This is a genomic window from Streptomyces sp. NPDC047525, assembly GCF_040643025.1.
GTDB lineage: Bacteria > Actinomycetota > Actinomycetes > Streptomycetales > Streptomycetaceae > Streptomyces > Streptomyces durmitorensis.
On sequence record NZ_JBEYTL010000007.1, the window covers coordinates 50,857 to 70,570 of the forward strand.

The following is a 19,714-nucleotide window of genomic DNA, read 5'->3' on the forward strand; positions in this document are numbered from 1 at the left end:
CCGACACGCCGGTGACACGGCAGCCCTTGCGTCCTTACGATCGGACGCATGCAGCGACAGGCGGACCTCACGAAGCGGCGGGCAGTAGACCTGTGCCGCGTCGCCGCCATGCTCTGTCGCACCTTCTGAGCGGGAGCTCCGACTCCCGTATCCCCCGGCCCGTTGACCTCGTCAGGGCCACCCCGTGCCGCGTACGCAGCGACTCGACGCACCCGCGCCATCACAGCCCGTACCGGCACCCCCTCGCACAGCACCGCAGCCCCGCCGCAACTGCCCCGGAGGAGAAGAAGTATGAGCCGCAGCGACGTCCTGGTAGACGCCGACTGGGTCGAGGCCCACATCGACGACCCGAAGGTCGCCATCGTGGAGGTCGACGAAGACACCTCCGCGTACGACAAGAACCACATCAAGAACGCGATCCGCATCGACTGGACCGACGACCTCCAGGACCCGGTCCGCCGCGACTTCGTCGACCAGGAGGGCTTCGAGAAGCTCCTGTCCGGCAAGGGCATCGCGAACGACACGACCGTCGTCCTCTACGGCGGCAACAACAACTGGTTCGCGTCCTACGCCTTCTGGTACTTCAAGCTCTACGGCCACCAGGACGTGAAGCTCCTCGACGGCGGCCGCAAGAAGTGGGAGCTCGACTCCCGCGACCTGGTCGACGGCTCCGAGGTTCCCAGCCGCCCGGCCACCTCGTACAAGGCCAAGCCCCAGGACAAGTCGATCCGCGCCTTCCGCGACGACGTCGTCTCCGCGATCGGCGCCCAGAACCTGGTCGACGTGCGCTCGCCCGACGAGTTCAGCGGCAAGCTGCTCGCCCCGGCGCACCTTCCGCAGGAGCAGTCGCAGCGTCCGGGCCACGTCCCGTCCGCGCGCAACATCCCGTGGTCGAAGAACGCCAACGACGACGGCACCTTCAAGTCGGACGACGAGCTCAAGGCCCTCTACGAGGACGAGCAGGTCGACCTGGCCAAGGACACCATCGCGTACTGCCGCATCGGTGAGCGCTCTGCGCTCACCTGGTTCGTGCTGCACGAGCTGCTCGGCCAGACCAACGTCAAGAACTACGACGGCTCCTGGACCGAGTACGGCTCCCTCGTCGGCGTCCCGATCGAGCTCGGCGCCAACAAGTAGTACCCCTCCCCGAACCCCCGCAGTGACCAGTTAAGGACGAACGCATATGTGTGGAGCGAAGGCCGGCGGACCCGACGCCTCGACGATCAAGCCCGGCGAGACCACCATCCAGGGCCAGGTGACCCGCGACGGCGAACCCGTCAGCGGCTACGTGCGCCTGCTCGACTCGACCGGCGAGTTCACCGCCGAGGTCCCCACCTCGGCGACCGGCCAGTTCCGCTTCTACGCGGCCGAGGGCACGTGGACGCTGCGCGCCCTGATCCCGGGCGGCACGGCCGACCGTACGGTCGTGGCGCAGACGGGCGGCCTCGCGGAGGTCGCGATCGCGGTCTGACGACCGCGGATCACTGACGGCCGGAGAGCCGCGCCCCAGGGGGTTGGACGCCACTTGGAACGGGGTGCGGCTCTTCGGCTTACGCTGGATCCATGTACGCGCGAAGGCGGCACGCCTACTTCGCCATGATGGGGACGTGCATCGCCCTCTTCGTCCTGGCGTGGGGTGTCGTACGGCTCTGGTCGATTCCCGCCGCGGTCGCGATGTGCGTCGTGGCGATGGTGATCCCGCCGGTCGCCGCCATGGTCGCCAACCGGCGCGGTCCCGACGACCGCTGGTGGGACGACCCCTCGGGGGACTCGAAGTCCGACGAGTGGTGGGACGAGCTGGACGGGAAGCGGCGCCCGCCCGGTCAGTAGGCCAGAGCCTCAGTAGACCAGCGCCTGGGTGCCCTCCGCCATGGCCTCCTGCACGAACACCTGTGCGCCCGCGATCCGCACCCCGTCGATCACGTCCTTCTCGGTGATCTCGCGGCGCGCCGCGCACTGCGTGCAGAGCGTGATCTGTCCGGCGGCCACGATCGAGTCGATCAGGTCGGGCAGCGGTGCCGCGTGCGGCAGTTCGAACTCCGCCGCGCGGCCCGGCAGCGCGAACCACGCGGACTCACCGGTCAGCCAGAGGGAGACCTCCACGCCGCTGGCCACGGCCACGGCCGCCACCGTGAACGCCTGCGAGCAGCGCTCGGGTGCGTCGGCCCCGGCGGTCACCTTGATCACGAGCTTCTTCGCCATGGCCGCATCGTAAGGCCACCCCACGCGACCACCCATAAGGCCACCTCGCAGAGAGGGGCGGGCCGCGCACGACTACAGTGGGAGCGGCTCTGATACCTGCCCCAATAGCTCACCGAGGAGCACCCCGTGCTTGAGGCCTTCTTCTCCGCCCTGCTGGTTCTGGTCTGCGTCGGCGTCATCGCGTTCGCCGGACTGTCCGTGAAGAAGCTGTACCAGGGTCAGCGCTGAGCCCCGTACACCCCGTACGCCACCTAGAGATCGCCTGAGCTTCCCATGATCGAGATTCCGTCCGACCTGCACCCCGACCTCGTGCCCCTCGTTTGGCTCCTCGGCAACTGGGCCGGCGCGGGCGTCACCGACTTCCCCGGCGCCGAGAAGGCGAATTTCGGCCAGGAAGTGTCCTTCTCCCATGACGGGCGGGACTTCATCGAGTACCACTCGCACACGTGGGTGCTCGACGCCGAGGGCAACAAGGTCAAGCCGCTGGAGTCCGAGTCGGGCTTCTGGCGCATCGACAAGGACCGCAAGGTCGAGACCGTGATGGTGCGCGACGACGGTGTCGTCGAGGTCTGGTACGGCGAGCTCGCCGACCAGAAGCCGCAGATCGACCTGGTCACGGACGCGGTCGCCCGTACGGCGGCCTCCGGCCCGTACACCGGCGGCAAGCGTCTGTACGGGTACGTGAAGGGCGACCTGATGTGGGTCGGCGAGAAGCAGACCCCCGAGGTGCCGCTCCGTCCGTACATGTCGGCGCAGCTGAAGAAGGTCGTCTCGCCCGAGGACGTCGCCGAGATGGCCAGGGGCCTGGGCGATCTGCCGGACGACGGCATCGCCTTCTTCAAGTAGGCCGTCGGCTTCTCCCAGCAGGTCCTGGGTCCGGTGGGCCTAGACTGCCTGTGTGGCGAGCACCGATTCCGACTGGAAGAGCGACCTGCGACAGCGCGGCTACCGCCTGACGCCGCAGCGTCAGCTTGTCCTCGAAGCCGTCGACACCCTTGAGCACGCGACCCCCGACGACATCCTCTGCGAAGTGCGGAAGACGGCGTCGGGGGTCAACATTTCCACGGTGTACCGGACCCTGGAGCTCCTGGAGGAGCTCGGCCTCGTCAGCCACGCGCACCTGGGGCACGGGGCTCCGACGTACCACCTCGCGGACCGCCACCACCACATGCACCTGGTGTGCCGGGACTGCACGAACGTCATCGAGGCGGATGTCTCGGTGGCCGCGGAGTTCACCGCGAAGCTGCGGGACACGTTCGGCTTCGACACGGATCTGAAGCACTTCGCGATCTTCGGCCGCTGCGAGAACTGCTCCGGCAAGGGCGCCGACGGGGCCGAGGAATAAGAACGCCCGCCACCGGGTCGTAGTGTGGGTGAACATGAAGAGCCCCCTCCTGTCCTTGCCCGGCGCCGTCCCCGCCGAGGGCGTGGACGAAGGCGTCGCCGCCCACTACGGCGACCTGTTCCGTGAGCAGCGCGCACTCGCCGACGGCACCGGTCTCGTCGACCTCTCGCACCGCGGTGTCGTCTCCGTCTCCGGCCCCGACCGGCTGAGCTGGCTGCATCTGCTGCTCACGCAGCACGTGACCGAGCTGCCCGTCGGCCAGGCCACCGAGGCCCTGATCCTCTCCGCGCACGGCCACATCGAGCACGCCCTCTATCTCGTCGACGACGGCGAGACGGTCTGGGCGCACGTCGAGCCCGGCACGCAGGACGCGCTTGTCGCGTATCTGGAGAGCATGAAGTTCTTCAACCGGGTCGAAGTCGCCGACCGCACGGACGAGTTCGCGGTCGTGTATCTGCCGGCCGGTTCGATCGCGCCGGTGCCGGACGGTGTCGTCGTACGGGAGACCGCGCACGGGCGCGACCTGTTCCTGCCGCGTGCGTCCCTGGAGTCGTACGCCGCCGAGAACGGCCCCGCGATCGGCATCCTCGCCTACGAGGCGCTGCGCGTGGAGGCGCACAGGCCGCGGCTCGGCTTCGAGACGGACCACCGCACGATCCCGCACGAGCTGGGCTGGATCGGTACGGCGGTGCATCTGCAGAAGGGCTGCTACCGCGGCCAGGAGACGGTCGCCCGCGTCCAGAACCTGGGCAAGCCGCCCCGCCGCCTGGTCTTCCTGCACCTGGACGGCAGCGAGGTCCACCTGCCGGTGGCGGGGACGGAGCTGCGCCTGGCCTCGGAGGGCGAGGAGGGCCGGAAGCTGGGCTTCATCACGACGGCCGTACGCCACCACGAGCTGGGCCCGATCGCCCTTGCCCTGGTGAAGCGGAACGTGCCGCTGGACGCGGGGCTCCTTGCGGGGACGACGGCGGCGGCGCAGGAGGTCGTGGTCGAGCCGTAGCCTGGGCGGCTGGCCCTGGGCGGTGTGCTGTACGCCGCTGCGCGGCGAATCTTTCCCGCCCACCCACCCGATCACCCCGCGGGGAAACGGGTGGGAGGGCGGGAGGAATCCGCCGCGAAGCGGCGGCCTGGTCAGAGGGCGGGCTCTCCTCGGGTCACATCTCCAGAAGCACCGTGAACGGCCCGTCATTCGTCAGCGAGACCCGCATCTGTGCGCCGAAGCGCCCCGTCGCCACCGTCGCTCCCAGCGAACGGAGTTGGGCCACCACCTCGTCGACGAGGGGCTCGGCGACATCGCCGGGCGCGGCCGCGTTCCAGGTGGGCCTGCGGCCCTTGCGCGCGTCGCCGTACAGCGTGAACTGGCTGATGACCAGCAGCGGTGCGTCGATGTCCGAGCAGGACTTCTCGTCGGCCAGCATGCGAACGGACCAGAGTTTGCGGGCCAGTTGGGCCGCCTTCTCCTTGGTGTCCTCGTGGGTCACGCCCACCAGGACGCACAGTCCCTCGCCGTTGATCTCGCCGACCGTCTCGGGGTCGTTCTCGCCCTCGACGACGACGCTCGCTCCGTCCACCCTCTGCACCACAGCACGCATATGGCCCCTCATGCCGTGCTCCGTACGGCCGCGATGCGCCGGATGCGCCGCCCGAGAGGTTGGCCTGAACCCCCCATCTGGGGCCGAATGGGGCCACTCGCTCACATAGCGGCCACTGGTGGTGGCACCATGCTCACACGCGGTGTACCGCGCCGGTCGAGGGGACGGTAGAGCCACATGAGCACATCCAGTACGGGGCAGCCGCCCGGACCTGTGTCGCTGACCCGCATGAGCGCTGCGCGACGTACGAACGTGCCGCGGCCGCCCATGCAGCGCACGGGCAGTGCGGTCCTTTCCGAAGAGCCCGAGCACGACCTGGCCACGCTGCTCCTGCGTGAGCTGCGTGAGCTGCGCAGGGACGCGCAGCAGAACGAGGCGGACCTGAGCTATGTCCGGCGCCTGCTCCAGGGGCGGATCGACATCCTGCGGGCGGAGGTCGCGCGCCGCAAGGACCCGTCGGCACCGGGCCCCGTGGGGCCACTCGTGCACCGGCTCTCGGAGATCCTCACGGACGGGCCCGCCCGGCACCGCTCGTCGGCCCGGCACGTGACGCTGGGCACGCCGCACAGCGCGGAGTACGGCCTCCTGGCCACGGAGATGCTCGCCGAGGTCGAGCTCTCCGACCTGGACGCGCGCACGGACGACGAGCTGCACACGGCCATGGGACGGCTCATCCGTTACGAACAGCAGGTTTCCCGGCGCCGCCAGCAGCTGCAGCGCACGGCGGACGATTGCAGCGCGGAGATCGCCCGCAGGTACCGTGAAGGTGAAGCACAAGTAGACGACCTGCTCGCGTGACCCGGTGATCCCGGCCTCCGCGGGCGGCCGTCACGCCACCCCCGCCCCGGAAGGCCGAAGATGACCTCGACGTCCGCCGAGTCCGCAGCCACCCCTGTCATATCCCCGGTCCTCGCCGAGGTCGTACGTTCCGGCTTCGTGGAGGGCCGTCACAGGGGAAGCCTGGTGCTGCTCGCGGCGGACGGCAGCGTGGATCTTGCCATGGGGGACGTGACGGCCCCCGTCTTCCCGCGGTCCGCCAACAAGCCGATGCAGGCGGCGGCCGTGCTGCGGGCGGGGCTCGACCTGGCGGGCGAGCGCCTCGCGCTGACCGCGGCGAGCCACTCCGGTGAGACCTTCCACCGGGACCTCGTCCAGAAGATGCTGGCCGAGCACAGCCTGACGGCGGCGGACCTGCAGTGCCCGCCGGACCTCCCGCTGGACGCGGTCGAGGCCGAGACATATCTGGCAGCGGGTGCCGTTCGTGACCGGGTCACGATGAACTGCTCCGGCAAGCACGCGTCGATGCTGGCGGTGTGCGAGCTCAACGGCTGGCCCACGGATTCCTACCTGGACCCGGCCCACCCCCTCCAGCAGCTGATCCTCCAGGTGGTGGAGGAAGCGGCGGGGGAGAAGGTGGCGGCCGTCGGCACGGACGGCTGCGGAGCGCCCCTGATGGCGATCTCCCTGACCGGCCTCGCCCGCGCCTTCCGTCACTTCGTCCTCGCCCCCGACGGCTCGGCCGAGCGCCGGGTCGCGGACGCGATGCGGGCCCACCCCGAGTACGTCGCGGGCACGCGCCGCCCCGACACCTGGCTCATGCGGGAGATCCCCGGGGCGCTCTCCAAGATGGGCGCCGAGGCGGTCCAGGCGTTCGCGCTGCCGGACGGCCGTGCGCTGGCCTTCAAGGTCGACGACGGAGGGATACGGGCCCTTGGCCCCGTCCTGGCCCGTGCGCTGCAGCTGGCGGGCGTGGAGGCGGACGTACTCGCCCGCGTCGGCCGTGCGCCCCTGCTGGGCGGCGCCGCCGAGGTGGGGGAGATCCGCGCGGCGTTCTAGCGCGGTGCCCCCCCCCGCGAGGGCCCGGGAATCCGGATGCGGGGCCGGTCGGCGTGGATCTAGCGTGAGGCCATGAGCGACATAGGCGTCAGGCCCATCAACGAAGACGAACTGCCCGAGTGGATCCGGGCCGTCAACGCCGGGTTCCTGCGGCCGCTGGCGAAGGTCTCCGACGCGGTCATCGCCGACCGCAGGGCGATCTTCGACCGCGACCGCACCCAGGCCGCCTTCGACGGCGACCGCATCGTGGCGACCTTCAGGTCGTTCGCGCAGCAGCTCACCGCGGTGGGCGGCGCCCCCGTCCCCGCGGACGCCATCTCGGGCGTCACCGTCTCCCCCACGCACCGCCGCCGCGGCCTGCTCAGCCGGATGATGTCCGCCGACCTCACCGCGGCCAAGGAGCGCGGAGACGTCGTCGCCACGCTGATCGCCGCCGAGCACCCGATCTACGGGCGGTACGGCTTCGGGCCCGCGACCACCGCCACCGAGTGGACCGTCGACGTACCGCGGACCGGGCTCGACCCCCGCTGGGCGGGCCCGGCGGACGGCGCCCGCATCGACCTCGTGGACGGCGGCGACGTACGCAAGGAGGGACCGGCGCTGCACGACCGGCAGCGCGCGCGTCAGCACGGCGTCGTCGACCGCGACGAGCGCTGGTGGCTGGAGAACACCGGGCAGCTGGTGACCCCGGAGAATCCCTGGTCCGAGCCCTTCTACGCGCTCTACCGCTCCCCGTCGGGCGAGGTCGAGGGCCTGGTCGCGTACGAGACGGAGGACAGCTGGAGCGACAGCAGCCAGCCGCGGAACACCGCGACCGTGCAGCGGCTGACCGCCACGACGCCGGCGGCCGAGCGCGCCCTGTGGCACTACCTCTGCTCGATCGACTGGGTGACGGTGGTGAAGTCGGGCAACCGCGCCCCGGACGACCTGCTCCCGCTCTTCCTGCCCGATCCGCGCGCCGCACGGGTCAGCAGGCAGACGGACTGGCTCTGGGTGCGGATCCTGGATGTCGTACGGGCCCTGGAAGCACGTACGTACGAGGCGTCGGCGTCCCTCGTCCTGGAGATCGGCGACCGCGCGGGCCTCGCCGGTGGCCGCTACCGGCTGGACGCGTCGCCGGGCGGGGCGGTGTGCGCACCGACCGCGGACCCGGCCGAACTGTCCCTTGGCGTGGGTGAGTTGGGGACGCTGTGGCTCGGTGACGAGTCCGCGGTGCGGCTGGCGGCGGCGGGACGGGTGACGGAGGAGCGGGCGGGCGCCGCGGCCGTGGCCGACGCCTTGTTCCGTACGTCCCGGAGGGCTTGGTGCCCGGACATCTTCTGAGCCCCGCGGATGACCGCGGAGCTCTTCGTGTCTCTCGTATCTCTTCCCTTGTATCTCTTCAGTTGGTGGCTGACCGGACTCCCGGCTCCCCTCCGGATGGGAGCCCGGTCAACCAGCTCTGTCAGCCCGACTGGGCGAGCAGCAGGACGAGGAGCGCAGCCCCGGCGCCGCTGATTTTGATGTTGTTGGCCTTGATGCCCACGGTCAGCAGGACGAAGGCGACGATGCCCATCGGTCCGTACTTCCACTGGATGAGCTGCTCGAATCCGATGGCGAGGGCGGCGATGACGATGGCGATGAGCGGCATGACGTTCCCCCTTTCGGGACGGGGCTGTCGGGCCCCGGCCCATCAGGTTGGCGGCCTTCCGGTGGGCGATTCCTGGCGGCCAACCCCTGAGGGTTCCTGCCAGGTTGCCTAAGTTGGCTACCAACTTCACCTGAGTTATCTCCGCGATGGCTCGATTCATAACCACCCTCCGAGCAACTCCCCAAAGATGGCGCGAAGTTGTACTGTTTGGTTGTGAGCCCGGATCCTGCACCAGTCAATGGGTTGAAGAGGCCGCACAGGTCTCACCGCGAGGTGGCCGACGAGTTGCGCGACCGGATCAGGTCCGGGTCGCTGCGGCCGGGTCAACGCATGCCGACTCAGGCCGAGTTGGCCGACGAGTTCGGTGTCGAGCGCGGCGCGATACGCGAGGCGCTGCGCACGCTGCAGGGTGAGAACCTGCTGGCGAACGTGTCCAAGGGGAGCCCGGCCACGGTCGCCGAGAACTCGAAGCACGCGCTGTCCGGGCCCGGCGGCGTCAAGCCGCAGCCCACCATGGTCGGTCTCGCCCCGCGCATCGCGGCGGCGTTCGAGGCCGACCACGTGGAGATCGACGCGCTCTGCCTGACGTCCATCTCGCTCACGATGGCGATCGGGGAACCGCTCCGTCAGATTCACGCCGGGCAGCGGAATCCGGCCAAGGTCTCCGTCCGCGTCCTGCTGCCGAGCCGCAGCATCGACCTCGCCTTCCCCGCGCCGGTGGACAGCGGCGACGACGAGGGCGGGCAGGTGCACAGGCGCTGGCTGGACCAGCGCAACGCACAGGGGCAGGTGCTCCGCCACAACCTCCAGGCGCTGCGGTCGTCGCACGGCATCGACGTGGACGTCTCGTTCCGTGCGCTGCCGTTCACCCCGCCGGTGAAGCTGTACCTCCTGAACGGCTCGGAGGCGCTCTTCGCGTACTACACCCTCACCAGGCAGAGCGAGCAGATCGACCACGAGCCGCTGGAGATGTACGACGCCCAGGGCGCGCAGTCGATGCTCTTCCCCTTCCACCAGGGCGACGGGCTGCGGGACACGACGTTCGTGGAGCAGTCGCATCTGTGGTTCAACGCGCTGTGGGGCACGATCAGCCAGGACCTGGAGCTGGCGCGGGGCTAGATCGCGCGGCTAGATCGCGGGGCCGGTCATCATGAGTGCGAGAACGACGGCTCCGATGGAGCTGCAGGTGGGGCTCTTCGCCTTGATCCCGATGGTCAGCAGCAGAAATCCGATGAGGCCGGTGGCCCCGTACTGCCACTGCACGAACTGCTCGAGGGTGATGGCGAACGCGGCTGCGAGGAGGGCGAGGACGGCCATGATGGTTCCCCCTTCTGCCATCTCGTATGAGTTGGCAACCAACTTCACTTAAGTTGTCCCCACTTGGTCCCACAACATAAACAACTTCAAGACAACTGCCCTGAGATGGTGCGGAGTTGTATCGTCTGGTCGTGACCCAGGAGAACGTTGCAGTGAACGGCAGCAGAAAACTCACCCCCCAGGACATCGCCGACACCCTCCGCGACCGCATCCGCTCCGGCGACCTCAAACCGGGCGACCGCCTCCCCACACAGGCGGTGCTCGCGGAGGAGTTCGGCGTGGAACGGGGGACGGTGCGCCAGGCACTGAAGACGCTGCAGGGCGACGGCCTCCTTGCCAACGTGAGCAAGGGCAGCCCGCCGCGGATCGCGGCGGAGCCACCGGGGGCGCCGTCGGCAGGGGTGGAACCGCAGGCGTCGATGGTCGGCCTCGCGCCGAGGCTCGCGGCGGCCTTCTCGGAGCCCCAGGTGCGGATAGACGTGGTCTCGTACACGGCGGAGACGCTGATGATCGCGCTGGGGGAGCCGGTGCGGCACATCCATGAGGGGCTCATCCACCCCAAGTCGATCAGCGTACGGATCATGCTCCCCAGCAGCGACATCGACCTGGCCTTCCCCCGCCCGATCAGCGGCAGGGACGAGGGCGGCAAGGTCCATGGGCGGTGGCTCGCGCTGCGCAACACCCAGGGCCAGGTCCTGCGCCACAACCTGCGCGCGCTGCGGTCCTCGCACGGCATCGACGTGGACGTCTCGTTCCGCGCGCTGCCGTTCACACCGCCGGTGAAGCTGTACCTCCTGAACCAGCGGGAGGCGCTCCTCGCCTACTACACGGTCGAGCGCAGCATGCTGGACGTGGACAGTGCGGAGGTGGAGGCGTTCGACGTCTCGGGGCTGAGATCCCCGCTCTTCTCCTTCGAAAAGGACGCGGCACCGCGGGACGCCGCGTTCGTGGAAGAGTCCCAGAAATGGTTCGACGCGCTCTGGGCAACCATCGCGACGGAGCTGACACTCTCTTAGTGACTCCTGATACGACGCAGACTGAGTGGATGGCAGAAGAGACCGAAAAACTGCGGGAACTGATCAAACGCGCCCGCTTCGTACTCTTCGACTTCGACGGACCCATCTGCCGGCTGTTCGCCGGGCACTCGGCCGAGCGGATCGCGAGTGATCAGGTCCGCTGGCTCGAGGAGCGGGGGCTGCGGGGGCTGCTGACCGAGGAGGAGCGTGCCGAGCCGGACCCGCACGCGGTCCTGCGCGCGGTCGACCGCAGACACCCCGGCAGTGATCTGGTGGCCGAGCTCGAGGAACGGCTCACCCAGCAGGAGCTGACGGCGGTGGCATCGGCGTGGCCCACGCAGTACGCGGATCCGCTCATCATGACGTGGCATGCGATGGGGCCGCGGCTTGCTGTCACCACGAACAACTCGCCGCGGGCGGTCGCTGACTACCTGGAGTCCCGCCGCCTCGACCACTGCTTCACCCCACACATCTATGGCCGCACCCAGGACCTCCAACTCCTCAAGCCGGATCCGCACTGCATCAACCGCGCCCTGAGCGCGATGGGCGCGGCCCCGTCGGCGGCGTTGATGATCGGCGACGCGCCTACGGACTATCAGGCAGCGGTCGGGGCCGGAGTGCACTTCATGGGCTACGCGCGTAACGATCGCAAGGAGGGCCTGCTGCGTGACGCGGGCGTCAAACGCGAGTACATCGTGAGCTCGCTCGAACCCGTCCTGAAGATCCTCCGGGCGCAGAGCTGACCCGATACCAGTCAACTACCTGTGCAATTGGACTGGATGACTGTCGGGTCGATGGAAGTCCTCGCTCATTGGCCTGATGGAGCAGTCATATCTGACGGAAGTGGCTTCCCCTCTTCCGGGCGGAGGTACGGTCGCGGAGTGATGCGTGAACGGACTGGTGAGGGTGGCGGCAGCGAGTTCCAGCGGGTCTCTGACGCGCTGCACTCTCGGCTGGCCGACGGCACGTACCCGCTGAACAGCCAGCTCCCCACTCAGCGCGAACTCGCGCGCGAATTCGACGTCTCCAGAGACACCATCCAGCGAGTGATGAGGGAACTCATCAGCGAAGGCGTCGTCCGTTCCAGGCAGGGGAGCGGGTCACGGGTGGTGAAGGCGCAGATGGCCCACTCGAGTTCCGGCAGGCAGCCAGGGCGGGGCATCGGCCGGGTCTCGCTCGGCTCGATCATCGGGGAGGGGTTCGAGGCCTCCCAGGTCACCCTGGATGTCTTCACCCTGACCTCGGAGTCCCTGGACGCACATATCCGCGTCCAGGCGGAACGTATACGCGTCCGGGAGATCGCACCGGAGCGTATAGCGGTCCGCATCTTGCTGCCCTCAGAAGACCTCGGCCTTCCTTATCCCCGTACCAAGGACGACCCCGCCGACCCGCGTCCGCAGCAGCGCCTGCGCGACATCACACGGCGGCATACGGCATCGCTGCGCAACGCGCTGCGGGACCTGCACACCGAGGGGCTGGTGCCGGAGGTGAACGTAGAGGTGCGCCGCGTGCCGCTGACACCCGCGTTCAAGCTCTACCTGCTCAATGACGCCGAGGCGCTGCACGGTCCGTACGAGGTGATCGAGCGCCGCATCCAGCTGGACGACGGCGAGGAGATCGACGCACTGGACGTGCTCGGCCTCGGATCGGCCCTCACGCACTACGTACGGGACGACGAACCGGAATCCCAGGGGACCCTCTTCGTCGACAGTATGCAGGCCTGGTTCGACTCCTGCTGGAGCCTGCTCGCCAAGTCTTGAGGGCGGGCTACCTGGCTATCCGGTCGGCTGTCCGCCGGGCGGTTCCGGCCATATCGGATCGAGTATTACTGGAACTGGTGGTTTCTTGTTCTCCAGTACTTTCCAGAGGTTCTCGAACCATTCCATGTGGTGCTCGGCGATCCGGCAAGTCGACCATGACTCCGACCGTTTGTCCCAGCCTATTATGCGCGCTGCGCCATGCCTTTTTCCGAAACCCTCTGCATCTAGAATATAGTAAGGGTCGCCACGCCAAGTGATCGTAGTATCAGTGATGCCATACGGAGCGAAATATACATACTGTTGATTGAATACGTAGAGCTTGTACGATGGAGACTGTGGTGACTCTCGTATCTCGCACCTTATGCGGGTGCTCGGGTTCTTTATTTGTGCCTGCTCAAGTAGATACTTCAGCTCGTTCCAGTTTTTCTTGGTGAAATCTTCGCGCATGCGCTCCCGATTCTTGTCGGAATCCATGTACAGGAGAGTTCCGGGCGGGAGGCTACTGTGGGCCGGCGGGCTTTCCAAGCGTCCGGGAAGATTCATCGGGGAGTTTAGGTGAACAACGGTGATGCGTAAGGAGAGCTCCTGTGTCTGCACCAATTCGTCCGCCATCTTGCGCAGGGGGGCTCCCAATAATTCCAGCAGGGTCTGCATGGTGAAACCGGAGAAGTCGATCTGCACCTTCCGGTCCTCGAACGCCGTCCGAACTGATGCGCTGATGTCGTTCATGTCGGCGAGGATCTCGACGCCATCGACTTCCTGCTGCCCTGATTCGCTGATCGCGCTATAGAGGACGAGGGCCACGAGGGCCGCGAAGGAACTTCCCAGGAATCCCTGTCCCTTGAGCGTGTCACCGAGAGGGGTGATGATTTCGGCGCCTACGCCCAGAACGGCGACCACTGACAGGGACCACTTGAAGATGCGGGGCTTCCAGCGATTGAGTAGCCGGCGTATACGAGTCAGCGTGGTTGAGCTGCCCCCGCCCGGGTGGCCTGGAGCCAACCCTCTACACCCCCTGTGTACTGCCCATCGCCGGAAGAGTGATGAGCTCTGTCGCCTTGGTGGCACTGCTGACGTGTCATCATGCCGCAGGCAACTCGTCTGCACCAGAAGGCTAGTTGTGGCTCCTTGACGCCATCAAAACCTGCGCGGCTTCGATCGTCGGTTGGTGAGAGGTGACAGCCCAGGCTGCGCCGGATGTCTTCATCTCGGCCGCAAGAGCTGTGCTGTAGCCGAGGAAAGGTGTCTTGGCGGCGCGGGCTGCCTCGAGGTCAGTGAGTTGGTCTCCCACCATGAGGCAGGAGTTGGGTGACTGCGTCAGGCCAAGGTATGCCAGAGCCCGGAGGATGCAGTCGGGATCAGGTTTCATGTGCCTTGGTTCGTCGGGATCGCGGCCGAAGATCCCCTTGATCTGTGGAAGGAGCCCCACGCCGTCGAGGTACTCCCGTACTGGTTCCTCAGCGTTGTTGCTCACGATGACCAAGCTTTTTCCCAGGCCGCGTAGGTGATCTACCAGGTCCTGTACGCGGTCTGCAGGCCGGGCGGTCTGTACGGCCTCAACCTCGAACTCCCTGACGACTGACTCCGCGAACTTCAGCGGCATAGGGTCGCGGGTCAGTCCGTGTGAGTCCGGCTCGAGCATGTCCCGGAGGCACTGAAGCAGGCCATGCGAGTCGACGCACGCCTCCACCTCCGGTGTCAGGGTTCCCCAGACGCCTCTTGCTTGATCCTTGATCAGGGCTGCGATCGGCGCCGTCGGCTTGCCGTAGAAGAGATCGCAGATGGGGCCGTCAAAGTCGAGCAGGACTGCCTCTGCGCTGTTGAGAAGCCTTACCAAGACGTCCTGCTCGCTCAGTCCCTTGTCCATGGGCCTCCCCAAACTCATTCAGCCAGTGTGGACCAGGGCGGCCCGCCGGGCTACTACCGAGCCGCTCTGGTGATCAGGGCTTCGAGAGGGCGTTGTCGCACGAGCGCACGCGCGTTCCATCACGCAGGCGACAGGCTCGGTCAATCCGATGCAATCTGGCGAGATGCCCTCGCGAGATGGAGTAATGTGCTGCTCCTTCTCTACTCATCTCCATCGTCAGAACGGCACCAGGCGAGAGAACGGGCAATGTCACCCGAATCGTCCTCCATGGCGTGGCATCGCGCCGTTGAATTGAGCGGCAGTGAGAGTGCGCTTGAAGGCCCGCTCAAGGGCTACCACCACGAGACGTATGTCTTCCCGTTGCCTGGAGGGCGATCGGATGGGACTGAGCAAATCCGGTGGAAGTGCCGGGAGCCGCGCGAAAATCTCCTTTGGTTCGACCGACGCTGCTTCGTATCCGAGGAGGCGTTGCTTCGGGAATTGGCCGGGCGCGTCAAGGGAATCCCTGACATCATCGAATCCGGCAGTATCGGGTTGCAGAGATTCATCGAGGGGCGGACGCTGGGAGCGCATTACAGTTCGGGGCGCGAAATCCCCGAATCGTTGTTCCTGCAAGTCGTCGAATTCTTCAGGCAGTTGGCCGGTGTGCGGCCAGGAGCCGTTACGGTGGCCCGGCGCTGTGTCCCTGGCGACCAAGCCCGGGAGGGGGATACTTCAGAATTTCTGGAACGACTGATTTGTTTTACCGAGGAGCAGGTGTATCAGAAGAATCTGGATGTGTTCGGTGGCCTATTCGCGTCACTGGGAGTGGATGAGGGAAATTTTGAGCGACTGAGAAAGCATGTGCTCGGGCTGAAGGTTCGGCCTTTCTGTCTACTGCATGCCGACCTGCATCGCGAGAATTTCATCATTGATCTTAAAGGTCAACTCTGGGCAATTGACTGGGAGTTGGCCATGTTTGGAGATCCGCTGTATGACTTGGCAACGCATCTCTACTTGATGAACTATCCGGAGCATCAGGAAACCCTGATGGCCCGACATTGGCGTGAGTCCGTCGAGGCAGCCAGTCCTGGTAGCTCCCGAGGTTTGGAAGAGGATCTTCCGCGCCTGCTCGGCTTCAAGAGGGCGCAGTCCGTCTTCACAGATGTCATCCGTGTCGCATTGACGCTGGGCGCCGGGACGAAGTTCAACTGGTGGTTGCTTCCGCATGCCTGCCGAAGGATTCAGCGTGTGCTTGTCGCCGCTCGTGATCCCTTGGGTCTGGACTCCGTGCCGTCTTACTGGCAGATCGCGGTCGCGTTGGCGGAGTGGTCTCAAACCAAGGATTCCTCGAGGGTGTGACGGTGCCCGACTGACCACAGCCACGCGGATCCTGTCCGACTCCCGCTATCTCGGCGGGTTCGTGATTGAGTTCGGGGGTGCCACCAGGCCTCTCTTGCACCTCACGCCGTCCGCCTCCTGAACAGCGCCCCCGAAGCCCCCACCGAGACGGCAAGGATTCCCGCGCACCAAGCCAGGGCCACCCAAGGGGTCGAGCCCACCTGCTGGTTGAGGAGCAGGCCCCGTAGGGAGTCGATGACCTGCGTCACCGGTTGGTTGTCGGTGAAGGGGCGGAGCCAGTCCGGCATGGTCGACGTCTCCACGAAAGCGCTGCTCGGGTAGGGGAGGAAGCTCACGAAGAAGGTGAAGCCTCCTGCCGCTTCCGGGGACTTGGCCAGTAGGCCCACCGTTGCCGAGAGCCAGGACAGGGCCAGGATGAAGGCCAGGAGGATCGCTGTTGCCGCCAGCCAGGCCGCCGGTGTCGCCGACGGGCGGAAGCCGATGGCGAAGGCCAGCGCGAGCACCAGGGTCGTGGCGATGAGGTTGCGGGCCACCGAGGCGATGACGTGGCCCGTCAGGATCTGCGTGGCGCCGATGTCCAATGAACGGAAGCGGTCGATGATGCCGCCCTTCATGTCCTCCGTCACCGCTATCGCCGTGTTCGACGAGCCGAAGCCGGCGCAGAGGAGGAGGACTCCCGGGACGACGTACGTGACGTACGACTGCGTGTCCGTCTTGATCGCGCCGCCGAAGAAGTAGACGAAGATCAGCAGGAGCATCACCGGGAGCGCCATCGAGGTGATCAGGGCGTCCACGTTGCGGCGGCTGATGCGGATCGCCCGGCCGGTCATGATCAGGGCCTCAGACATGGGTCAGCCCCCCCCTTCGGCATCGGTGGCATCGGTGGGGTCGGTGGGGTCGACGGGGTTGTGAGGGAGAGGAAGACTTCGTCCAGCGTTGCCGTGAGGATGTTGAATGTTGCCAAGTCCGTTTGGTGTGGGTCGAGTTCCGTCAGTAGCGCTCGTATGGCGTTCGCTGTTCCGTCCGTCGGGAAGCCGAGCGTCAGGGTCTCGGGGGAGTGGTGTGTCGCCCTGGGGGAGAGCCGCAGGTAGGCCTCCTTGGTGGTGAGCGTCGTGTCCAGGCGGTGGCCCGACACCCGGGACTTCAGCGTCGACGGTGAGCCTTCCGCCGCGATCACTCCCTCGTGCAGTACCGCTATGTGGTCCGCCAGTTGGTCCGCCTCCTCCAGGTATTGAGTGGTCAGGAAGACCGTCGTGCCCTGCGCCGTGAGGTCCCGTACCACCTCCCACATCTCCTGGCGGCTGCGCGGGTCCAGGCCCGTCGTCGGCTCGTCCAGGAAGATGACCTCCGGGTCGCCCACGAGGCCCGCCGCCAGGTCCACGCGGCGGCGCATGCCTCCCGAGTACGTGCGGACCAGGCGGTCGCCCGCCTCCGTGAGGCCGAAGCGGGCCAGGAGTTCGGCTGCCCTGGCGCGGGCCGCCGGGCGGGGCAGGCCCGCGAGCCTCGCCATCATGCGGAGGTTCTCCGCGCCGGTCTGCGTCTCGTCGACCGCCGCGAACTGGCCGGTGAGGCTGATCGCGCGGCGGACCTCGCGTCGCCCCGTACGGATGTCGTGGCCCGCCACCCGCGCCGTACCCGTGTCGGGGGTGGTGAGCGTGGTGAGGATGCGGACGGCCGTCGTCTTGCCTGCGCCGTTCGGGCCGAGGAGGGCGAAGACGGTGCCGGGCTGGACGTGGAGGTCGATGCCGCGCAGTACGGGGACTGCGTTGCGGTCGCCGGGGTCGCCGTACGTCTTGGCGAGGGCCTTTGCCTCGATGGCGGCGGCCGGGGCTCTTGTGAGTGGTGGGGGTGGCGCGGGTGGCATGTGTGCTCCTGGGGTTGTGGCGCTCTCGCCGTGCCATCTTCTATTGCGTAAGGCCTACGCATTACTGAGTAAGGGTTACGCAGAACTACGATGTGCGTCAAGCACGGCAGCTCAGGAGGAGGCGGCGGCGGGTCATGGCGGCAGGCGGCGAAAGTGCGCGGGGCGAGAGCGCGTCGGGTGAAGGTGCGCGGGGTGAAGGCGCGCGGGGCGAAGGTGCGCAGGGTGACGGTGGTACGGGGTTGTCCGTGAGCCTTGAGACCGCCTGGGGGTTGCGCGAGCGGCCGTCCAAGGGGCCCAAGCCCGGCCTGAGTCTTGACCGCATCGTCGACGCGGGCATCGCCATCGCCGCCTCGGAGGGGATCGGCGCGGTCACCATGGGGCGGGTCGCCAAGGCGCTCGGCGTCTCGCCGATGTCCCTCTACCGGTACGTCTCCTCCAGGGACGAGCTGTACGTCCTGATGCAGGACGCGGCCACCGGGGCGCCGCCCGAGATGCCCCCGGAGGTCACGGGGTGGCGTGCGCGCCTGGAGTGGTGGGCGCGGGCTCAGCGCGAGGTCTTCCGGCGCCATCTGTGGCTCGTGCGCATCCCCATCACCTCGCCGCCCGCGTCACCCCACTATCTGGAGTGGATGGAGCAGGGGCTCGCGGCGCTCGACGACAGCGGTCTCGAGGAGGGCTGGAAGCTGTCCGTGCTCATGCTGGTGGGCGGGTTCGTGCGCAACGAGGTCACGCTCATGGCCGATCTGGACAGGGCCATGAGGGCGGGGGGCCAGGAGCCCGACGAGGTGATGCGGCGGTACGCGCGCACCATCGACGCGCTGACCTCGACCGAACCCGAACGGTTTCCCGCGCTGCGGCGGACCCTCGCGGCGGGGGTCCTCGACGTCGCGGACGCCGAGCCCATGGAGTTCGAGTTCGGGATCGGGCGGGTGCTGGATGGGGTGGCTGTGCTGGTGGGGGATCGGTAGGTCGTGGGCCGTCTTCTTTTGGGTGCGGGATGCATGTGGGGAGGCCTGCGGCGCAGCGGCGGTGGGTGGGGGTTGCGGGTGCGGAGTCGCCTCGCGGGTGGCGGCGGGGCCGTGCCGGTATGTCCGTACTCGCTATCTCGGTCCGAGCGCATGGGTGCTTCGGCGGGGGAGTTGATTCGTACCGTGCTCCGTGCGGACATACCGGCACGTCCCCTCGCGTCTCGGCGCCGACTGCGGGCGCGTGGGTCCGGCCGGGCTCTCAGGGCCGGTTCATCCCGTTTCTCCTCCGAGGTGGGATTGCCCTAAGTGCTCGTCACGCGTATGTCGTCAATCCCGAACGCAGCTGCCCGAACGCTCTGTTCGCCGCCACCACCGCCTCCGGCCACACCGCTTCCGCGCTCTCGCCCGCGTCGATCCGGCGCCAGTTCTCCAGGGCGAGGATGCGTTGTACGGCGATGATCTGGCCGGCTGCCAGCCGTGCGGCCAGTGCGTCCGCGTCCGGTGATCCAGTCCGTGGTCCGGTTCGTGGTCCGGTTCGTGGTCCGGTCGGCGATTCTGCCGAGGTGTCGACCGCCGCCTTGCTCAGCGCCTCGCCCAGCGCCGCCTCCGACCGTTCCTGGTAGCCGTACAGCCGTGCCACCAGCGACGGCGTTCCGTACAGGAGTCGGTGGAAGGCGAGTACGTGGACGTTGTCGCACAGGCCGGTCACCGGGTCCCGGTGCTCCAGGCCGTCGAGGAACCGGCGCTGCAAGGCGTCCAGGGGGGAGCGCTTCGCGGGGCGCTCGGCCACCACCCGTGCCGCCTCGTCCACGTGGTCGGCGAACCGGTGGAGTACGAGGTCCTCCTTGGCCGGGAAGTAGCGGAACAGGGTCGGCTTGGAGATCTCGGCGGCTGCCGCCACCTCCGCTACCGGCACCTTCTCGAAGCCCTTCTCCAGGAAGAGCGCGATCGCCGCGTCGGAGACCGCCTGGTACAT

General features: G+C 67.6%; 25 protein-coding genes. 16 read left to right on the plus strand and 9 right to left on the minus strand.

What is annotated here, in order from left to right; all coding sequences use genetic code 11:
• Positions 1 to 48 precede the first annotated feature (48 nt).
• The 4 genes from ABZ833_RS21140 to ABZ833_RS21155 all read left to right on the plus strand — a co-directional run bounded on the left by ABZ833_RS21140 (position 49) and on the right by ABZ833_RS21155 (position 1,830).
• On the plus strand, positions 49 to 129 hold the full coding sequence (locus ABZ833_RS21140) for a putative leader peptide (RefSeq protein ID WP_351007875.1): 81 nt from the start codon (positions 49 to 51) through the stop codon (positions 127 to 129).
• Positions 130 to 291: 162 nt separating this feature from the next.
• Positions 292 to 1,137, plus strand: coding sequence for a sulfurtransferase (locus ABZ833_RS21145; protein ID WP_361048858.1), 846 nt, complete (start codon positions 292 to 294; stop codon positions 1,135 to 1,137).
• A 46-nt stretch (positions 1,138 to 1,183) separates the two neighbouring features.
• A complete protein-coding gene (locus ABZ833_RS21150; RefSeq protein ID WP_160505842.1) occupies positions 1,184 to 1,471 on the plus strand; it encodes a DUF1416 domain-containing protein in 288 nt (95 codons plus the stop codon).
• Between the two features lie 92 nt (positions 1,472 to 1,563).
• Entirely contained in the window at positions 1,564 to 1,830 is a 267-nt protein-coding gene (locus ABZ833_RS21155) for a DUF3099 domain-containing protein (RefSeq protein ID WP_361048860.1), read from the plus strand.
• Positions 1,831 to 1,839: 9 nt separating this feature from the next.
• On the opposite strand, the gene ABZ833_RS21160 is transcribed toward ABZ833_RS21155, so the two are convergent.
• Positions 1,840 to 2,202 (minus strand): DsrE family protein, encoded by a 363-nt coding sequence (locus ABZ833_RS21160; protein WP_160505840.1) that lies wholly within the window; start codon positions 2,200 to 2,202, stop codon positions 1,840 to 1,842.
• Positions 2,203 to 2,475: 273 nt separating this feature from the next.
• Between ABZ833_RS21160 and ABZ833_RS21165 the strand changes: the two genes are divergently transcribed.
• Genes ABZ833_RS21165 through ABZ833_RS21175 form a run of 3 tightly spaced genes read left to right on the plus strand, consistent with a single transcriptional unit; the run spans position 2,476 to position 4,547 of the window.
• A complete protein-coding gene (locus tag ABZ833_RS21165) occupies positions 2,476 to 3,048 on the plus strand; it encodes an FABP family protein (protein ID WP_249589121.1) in 573 nt (190 codons plus the stop codon).
• Between the two features lie 52 nt (positions 3,049 to 3,100).
• On the plus strand, positions 3,101 to 3,547 hold the full coding sequence (locus ABZ833_RS21170; RefSeq protein WP_249589122.1) for a transcriptional repressor: 447 nt from the start codon (positions 3,101 to 3,103) through the stop codon (positions 3,545 to 3,547).
• A gap of 34 nt (positions 3,548 to 3,581) precedes the next feature.
• Complete coding sequence (locus tag ABZ833_RS21175) at positions 3,582 to 4,547, plus strand: folate-binding protein (protein ID WP_361048863.1); 966 nt, start codon at positions 3,582 to 3,584, stop codon at positions 4,545 to 4,547.
• A gap of 154 nt (positions 4,548 to 4,701) precedes the next feature.
• Here the strand turns inward: ABZ833_RS21175 and dtd are convergent, their stop codons facing one another.
• Positions 4,702 to 5,139, minus strand: a complete 438-nt coding sequence (dtd, locus tag ABZ833_RS21180; protein ID WP_361049636.1) for a D-aminoacyl-tRNA deacylase — start codon at positions 5,137 to 5,139, stop codon at positions 4,702 to 4,704.
• Between the two features lie 177 nt (positions 5,140 to 5,316).
• Between dtd and ABZ833_RS21185 the strand changes: the two genes are divergently transcribed.
• The 3 genes from ABZ833_RS21185 (at position 5,317) to ABZ833_RS21195 (ending at position 8,298) form a co-directional block, all read left to right on the plus strand.
• Positions 5,317 to 5,937 (plus strand): ABC transporter substrate-binding protein, encoded by a 621-nt coding sequence (locus ABZ833_RS21185; protein WP_361048865.1) that lies wholly within the window; start codon positions 5,317 to 5,319, stop codon positions 5,935 to 5,937.
• Positions 5,938 to 5,997: 60 nt separating this feature from the next.
• Positions 5,998 to 6,975: an asparaginase gene (locus tag ABZ833_RS21190; protein ID WP_361048867.1), complete on the plus strand. Its 978-nt coding sequence runs from the start codon at positions 5,998 to 6,000 to the stop codon at positions 6,973 to 6,975.
• Positions 6,976 to 7,047: 72 nt separating this feature from the next.
• Complete coding sequence (locus ABZ833_RS21195) at positions 7,048 to 8,298, plus strand: GNAT family N-acetyltransferase (RefSeq protein ID WP_361048869.1); 1,251 nt, start codon at positions 7,048 to 7,050, stop codon at positions 8,296 to 8,298.
• A gap of 121 nt (positions 8,299 to 8,419) precedes the next feature.
• Here the strand turns inward: ABZ833_RS21195 and ABZ833_RS21200 are convergent, their stop codons facing one another.
• On the minus strand, positions 8,420 to 8,605 hold the full coding sequence (locus tag ABZ833_RS21200; protein ID WP_361048871.1) for a hypothetical protein: 186 nt from the start codon (positions 8,603 to 8,605) through the stop codon (positions 8,420 to 8,422).
• Between the two features lie 207 nt (positions 8,606 to 8,812).
• Here ABZ833_RS21200 and ABZ833_RS21205 point away from each other — a divergent pair, with 207 nt between their 5' ends.
• The gene (locus ABZ833_RS21205; protein WP_361048873.1) at positions 8,813 to 9,724 is read left to right on the plus strand and encodes a GntR family transcriptional regulator; all 912 of its coding nucleotides are present in this window, start codon (positions 8,813 to 8,815) and stop codon (positions 9,722 to 9,724) included.
• 9 nt (positions 9,725 to 9,733) lie between these two features.
• On the opposite strand, the gene ABZ833_RS21210 is transcribed toward ABZ833_RS21205, so the two are convergent.
• Positions 9,734 to 9,922: a hypothetical protein gene (locus tag ABZ833_RS21210; RefSeq protein WP_361048875.1), complete on the minus strand. Its 189-nt coding sequence runs from the start codon at positions 9,920 to 9,922 to the stop codon at positions 9,734 to 9,736.
• 125 nt (positions 9,923 to 10,047) lie between these two features.
• Between ABZ833_RS21210 and ABZ833_RS21215 the strand changes: the two genes are divergently transcribed.
• From ABZ833_RS21215 to ABZ833_RS21225, 3 genes are all read left to right on the plus strand, one after another.
• Positions 10,048 to 10,938, plus strand: coding sequence for a GntR family transcriptional regulator (locus tag ABZ833_RS21215; protein ID WP_361049638.1), 891 nt, complete (start codon positions 10,048 to 10,050; stop codon positions 10,936 to 10,938).
• Positions 10,939 to 10,967: 29 nt separating this feature from the next.
• Positions 10,968 to 11,681, plus strand: a complete 714-nt coding sequence (locus ABZ833_RS21220; RefSeq protein WP_361048877.1) for an HAD family hydrolase — start codon at positions 10,968 to 10,970, stop codon at positions 11,679 to 11,681.
• 141 nt (positions 11,682 to 11,822) lie between these two features.
• Positions 11,823 to 12,698 carry a winged helix-turn-helix domain-containing protein gene (locus ABZ833_RS21225; protein WP_361048879.1) on the plus strand — a complete coding sequence of 292 codons (876 nt, stop codon included), beginning with the start codon at positions 11,823 to 11,825 and terminating at the stop codon, positions 12,696 to 12,698.
• 15 nt (positions 12,699 to 12,713) lie between these two features.
• Here ABZ833_RS21225 and ABZ833_RS21230 read toward each other — a convergent pair whose 3' ends face one another.
• Positions 12,714 to 13,598 carry a hypothetical protein gene (locus ABZ833_RS21230; RefSeq protein WP_361048881.1) on the minus strand — a complete coding sequence of 295 codons (885 nt, stop codon included), beginning with the start codon at positions 13,596 to 13,598 and terminating at the stop codon, positions 12,714 to 12,716.
• Positions 13,599 to 13,812: 214 nt separating this feature from the next.
• Positions 13,813 to 14,565 (minus strand): HAD family hydrolase, encoded by a 753-nt coding sequence (locus ABZ833_RS21235; RefSeq protein ID WP_361048883.1) that lies wholly within the window; start codon positions 14,563 to 14,565, stop codon positions 13,813 to 13,815.
• Positions 14,566 to 14,811: 246 nt separating this feature from the next.
• Between ABZ833_RS21235 and ABZ833_RS21240 the strand changes: the two genes are divergently transcribed.
• A complete protein-coding gene (locus ABZ833_RS21240) occupies positions 14,812 to 15,906 on the plus strand; it encodes an aminoglycoside phosphotransferase family protein (RefSeq protein WP_361048885.1) in 1,095 nt (364 codons plus the stop codon).
• Between the two features lie 101 nt (positions 15,907 to 16,007).
• Here ABZ833_RS21240 and ABZ833_RS21245 read toward each other — a convergent pair whose 3' ends face one another.
• Both ABZ833_RS21245 and ABZ833_RS21250 read right to left on the minus strand, forming a co-directional pair.
• The gene (locus ABZ833_RS21245) at positions 16,008 to 16,754 is read right to left on the minus strand and encodes an ABC transporter permease (RefSeq protein WP_361048886.1); all 747 of its coding nucleotides are present in this window, start codon (positions 16,752 to 16,754) and stop codon (positions 16,008 to 16,010) included.
• The gene (locus ABZ833_RS21250) at positions 16,739 to 17,770 is read right to left on the minus strand and encodes an ATP-binding cassette domain-containing protein (protein WP_361048888.1); all 1,032 of its coding nucleotides are present in this window, start codon (positions 17,768 to 17,770) and stop codon (positions 16,739 to 16,741) included. Before ABZ833_RS21250 ends, ABZ833_RS21245 begins: the two co-directional genes overlap by 16 nt.
• A 245-nt stretch (positions 17,771 to 18,015) precedes the next feature.
• Between ABZ833_RS21250 and ABZ833_RS21255 the strand changes: the two genes are divergently transcribed.
• Entirely contained in the window at positions 18,016 to 18,738 is a 723-nt protein-coding gene (locus ABZ833_RS21255) for a TetR/AcrR family transcriptional regulator (protein ID WP_361048890.1), read from the plus strand.
• Between the two features lie 313 nt (positions 18,739 to 19,051).
• Here the strand turns inward: ABZ833_RS21255 and ABZ833_RS21260 are convergent, their stop codons facing one another.
• The gene (locus tag ABZ833_RS21260; RefSeq protein WP_361049640.1) at positions 19,052 to 19,714 is read right to left on the minus strand and encodes a TetR/AcrR family transcriptional regulator; all 663 of its coding nucleotides are present in this window, start codon (positions 19,712 to 19,714) and stop codon (positions 19,052 to 19,054) included.

What these genes read in the sequence shown, in the direction of transcription:
- ABZ833_RS21140 (WP_351007875.1), top strand. Translation starts at nt 49, where the DNA reads ATGCAGCGACAGGCGGACCTCACGAAGCGGCGGGCAGTAGACCTGTGC.
- ABZ833_RS21145 (WP_361048858.1), top strand. Translation starts at nt 292, where the DNA reads ATGAGCCGCAGCGACGTCCTGGTAGACGCCGACTGGGTCGAGGCCCAC.
- ABZ833_RS21150 (WP_160505842.1), top strand. Translation starts at nt 1,184, where the DNA reads ATGTGTGGAGCGAAGGCCGGCGGACCCGACGCCTCGACGATCAAGCCC.
- ABZ833_RS21155 (WP_361048860.1), top strand. Translation starts at nt 1,564, where the DNA reads ATGTACGCGCGAAGGCGGCACGCCTACTTCGCCATGATGGGGACGTGC.
- ABZ833_RS21160 (WP_160505840.1), bottom strand. Translation starts at nt 2,202, where the DNA reads ATGGCGAAGAAGCTCGTGATCAAGGTGACCGCCGGGGCCGACGCACCC.
- ABZ833_RS21165 (WP_249589121.1), top strand. Translation starts at nt 2,476, where the DNA reads ATGATCGAGATTCCGTCCGACCTGCACCCCGACCTCGTGCCCCTCGTT.
- ABZ833_RS21175 (WP_361048863.1), top strand. Translation starts at nt 3,582, where the DNA reads ATGAAGAGCCCCCTCCTGTCCTTGCCCGGCGCCGTCCCCGCCGAGGGC.
- dtd (WP_361049636.1), bottom strand. Translation starts at nt 5,139, where the DNA reads ATGCGTGCTGTGGTGCAGAGGGTGGACGGAGCGAGCGTCGTCGTCGAG.
- ABZ833_RS21185 (WP_361048865.1), top strand. Translation starts at nt 5,317, where the DNA reads ATGAGCACATCCAGTACGGGGCAGCCGCCCGGACCTGTGTCGCTGACC.
- ABZ833_RS21190 (WP_361048867.1), top strand. Translation starts at nt 5,998, where the DNA reads ATGACCTCGACGTCCGCCGAGTCCGCAGCCACCCCTGTCATATCCCCG.
- ABZ833_RS21195 (WP_361048869.1), top strand. Translation starts at nt 7,048, where the DNA reads ATGAGCGACATAGGCGTCAGGCCCATCAACGAAGACGAACTGCCCGAG.
- ABZ833_RS21200 (WP_361048871.1), bottom strand. Translation starts at nt 8,605, where the DNA reads ATGCCGCTCATCGCCATCGTCATCGCCGCCCTCGCCATCGGATTCGAG.
- ABZ833_RS21210 (WP_361048875.1), bottom strand. Translation starts at nt 9,922, where the DNA reads ATGGCCGTCCTCGCCCTCCTCGCAGCCGCGTTCGCCATCACCCTCGAG.
- ABZ833_RS21220 (WP_361048877.1), top strand. Translation starts at nt 10,968, where the DNA reads ATGGCAGAAGAGACCGAAAAACTGCGGGAACTGATCAAACGCGCCCGC.
- ABZ833_RS21225 (WP_361048879.1), top strand. Translation starts at nt 11,823, where the DNA reads ATGCGTGAACGGACTGGTGAGGGTGGCGGCAGCGAGTTCCAGCGGGTC.
- ABZ833_RS21235 (WP_361048883.1), bottom strand. Translation starts at nt 14,565, where the DNA reads ATGGACAAGGGACTGAGCGAGCAGGACGTCTTGGTAAGGCTTCTCAAC.
- ABZ833_RS21240 (WP_361048885.1), top strand. Translation starts at nt 14,812, where the DNA reads ATGTCACCCGAATCGTCCTCCATGGCGTGGCATCGCGCCGTTGAATTG.
- ABZ833_RS21245 (WP_361048886.1), bottom strand. Translation starts at nt 16,754, where the DNA reads ATGTCTGAGGCCCTGATCATGACCGGCCGGGCGATCCGCATCAGCCGC.
- ABZ833_RS21250 (WP_361048888.1), bottom strand. Translation starts at nt 17,770, where the DNA reads ATGCCACCCGCGCCACCCCCACCACTCACAAGAGCCCCGGCCGCCGCC.
- ABZ833_RS21260 (WP_361049640.1), bottom strand. Translation starts at nt 19,714, where the DNA reads ATGTACCAGGCGGTCTCCGACGCGGCGATCGCGCTCTTCCTGGAGAAG.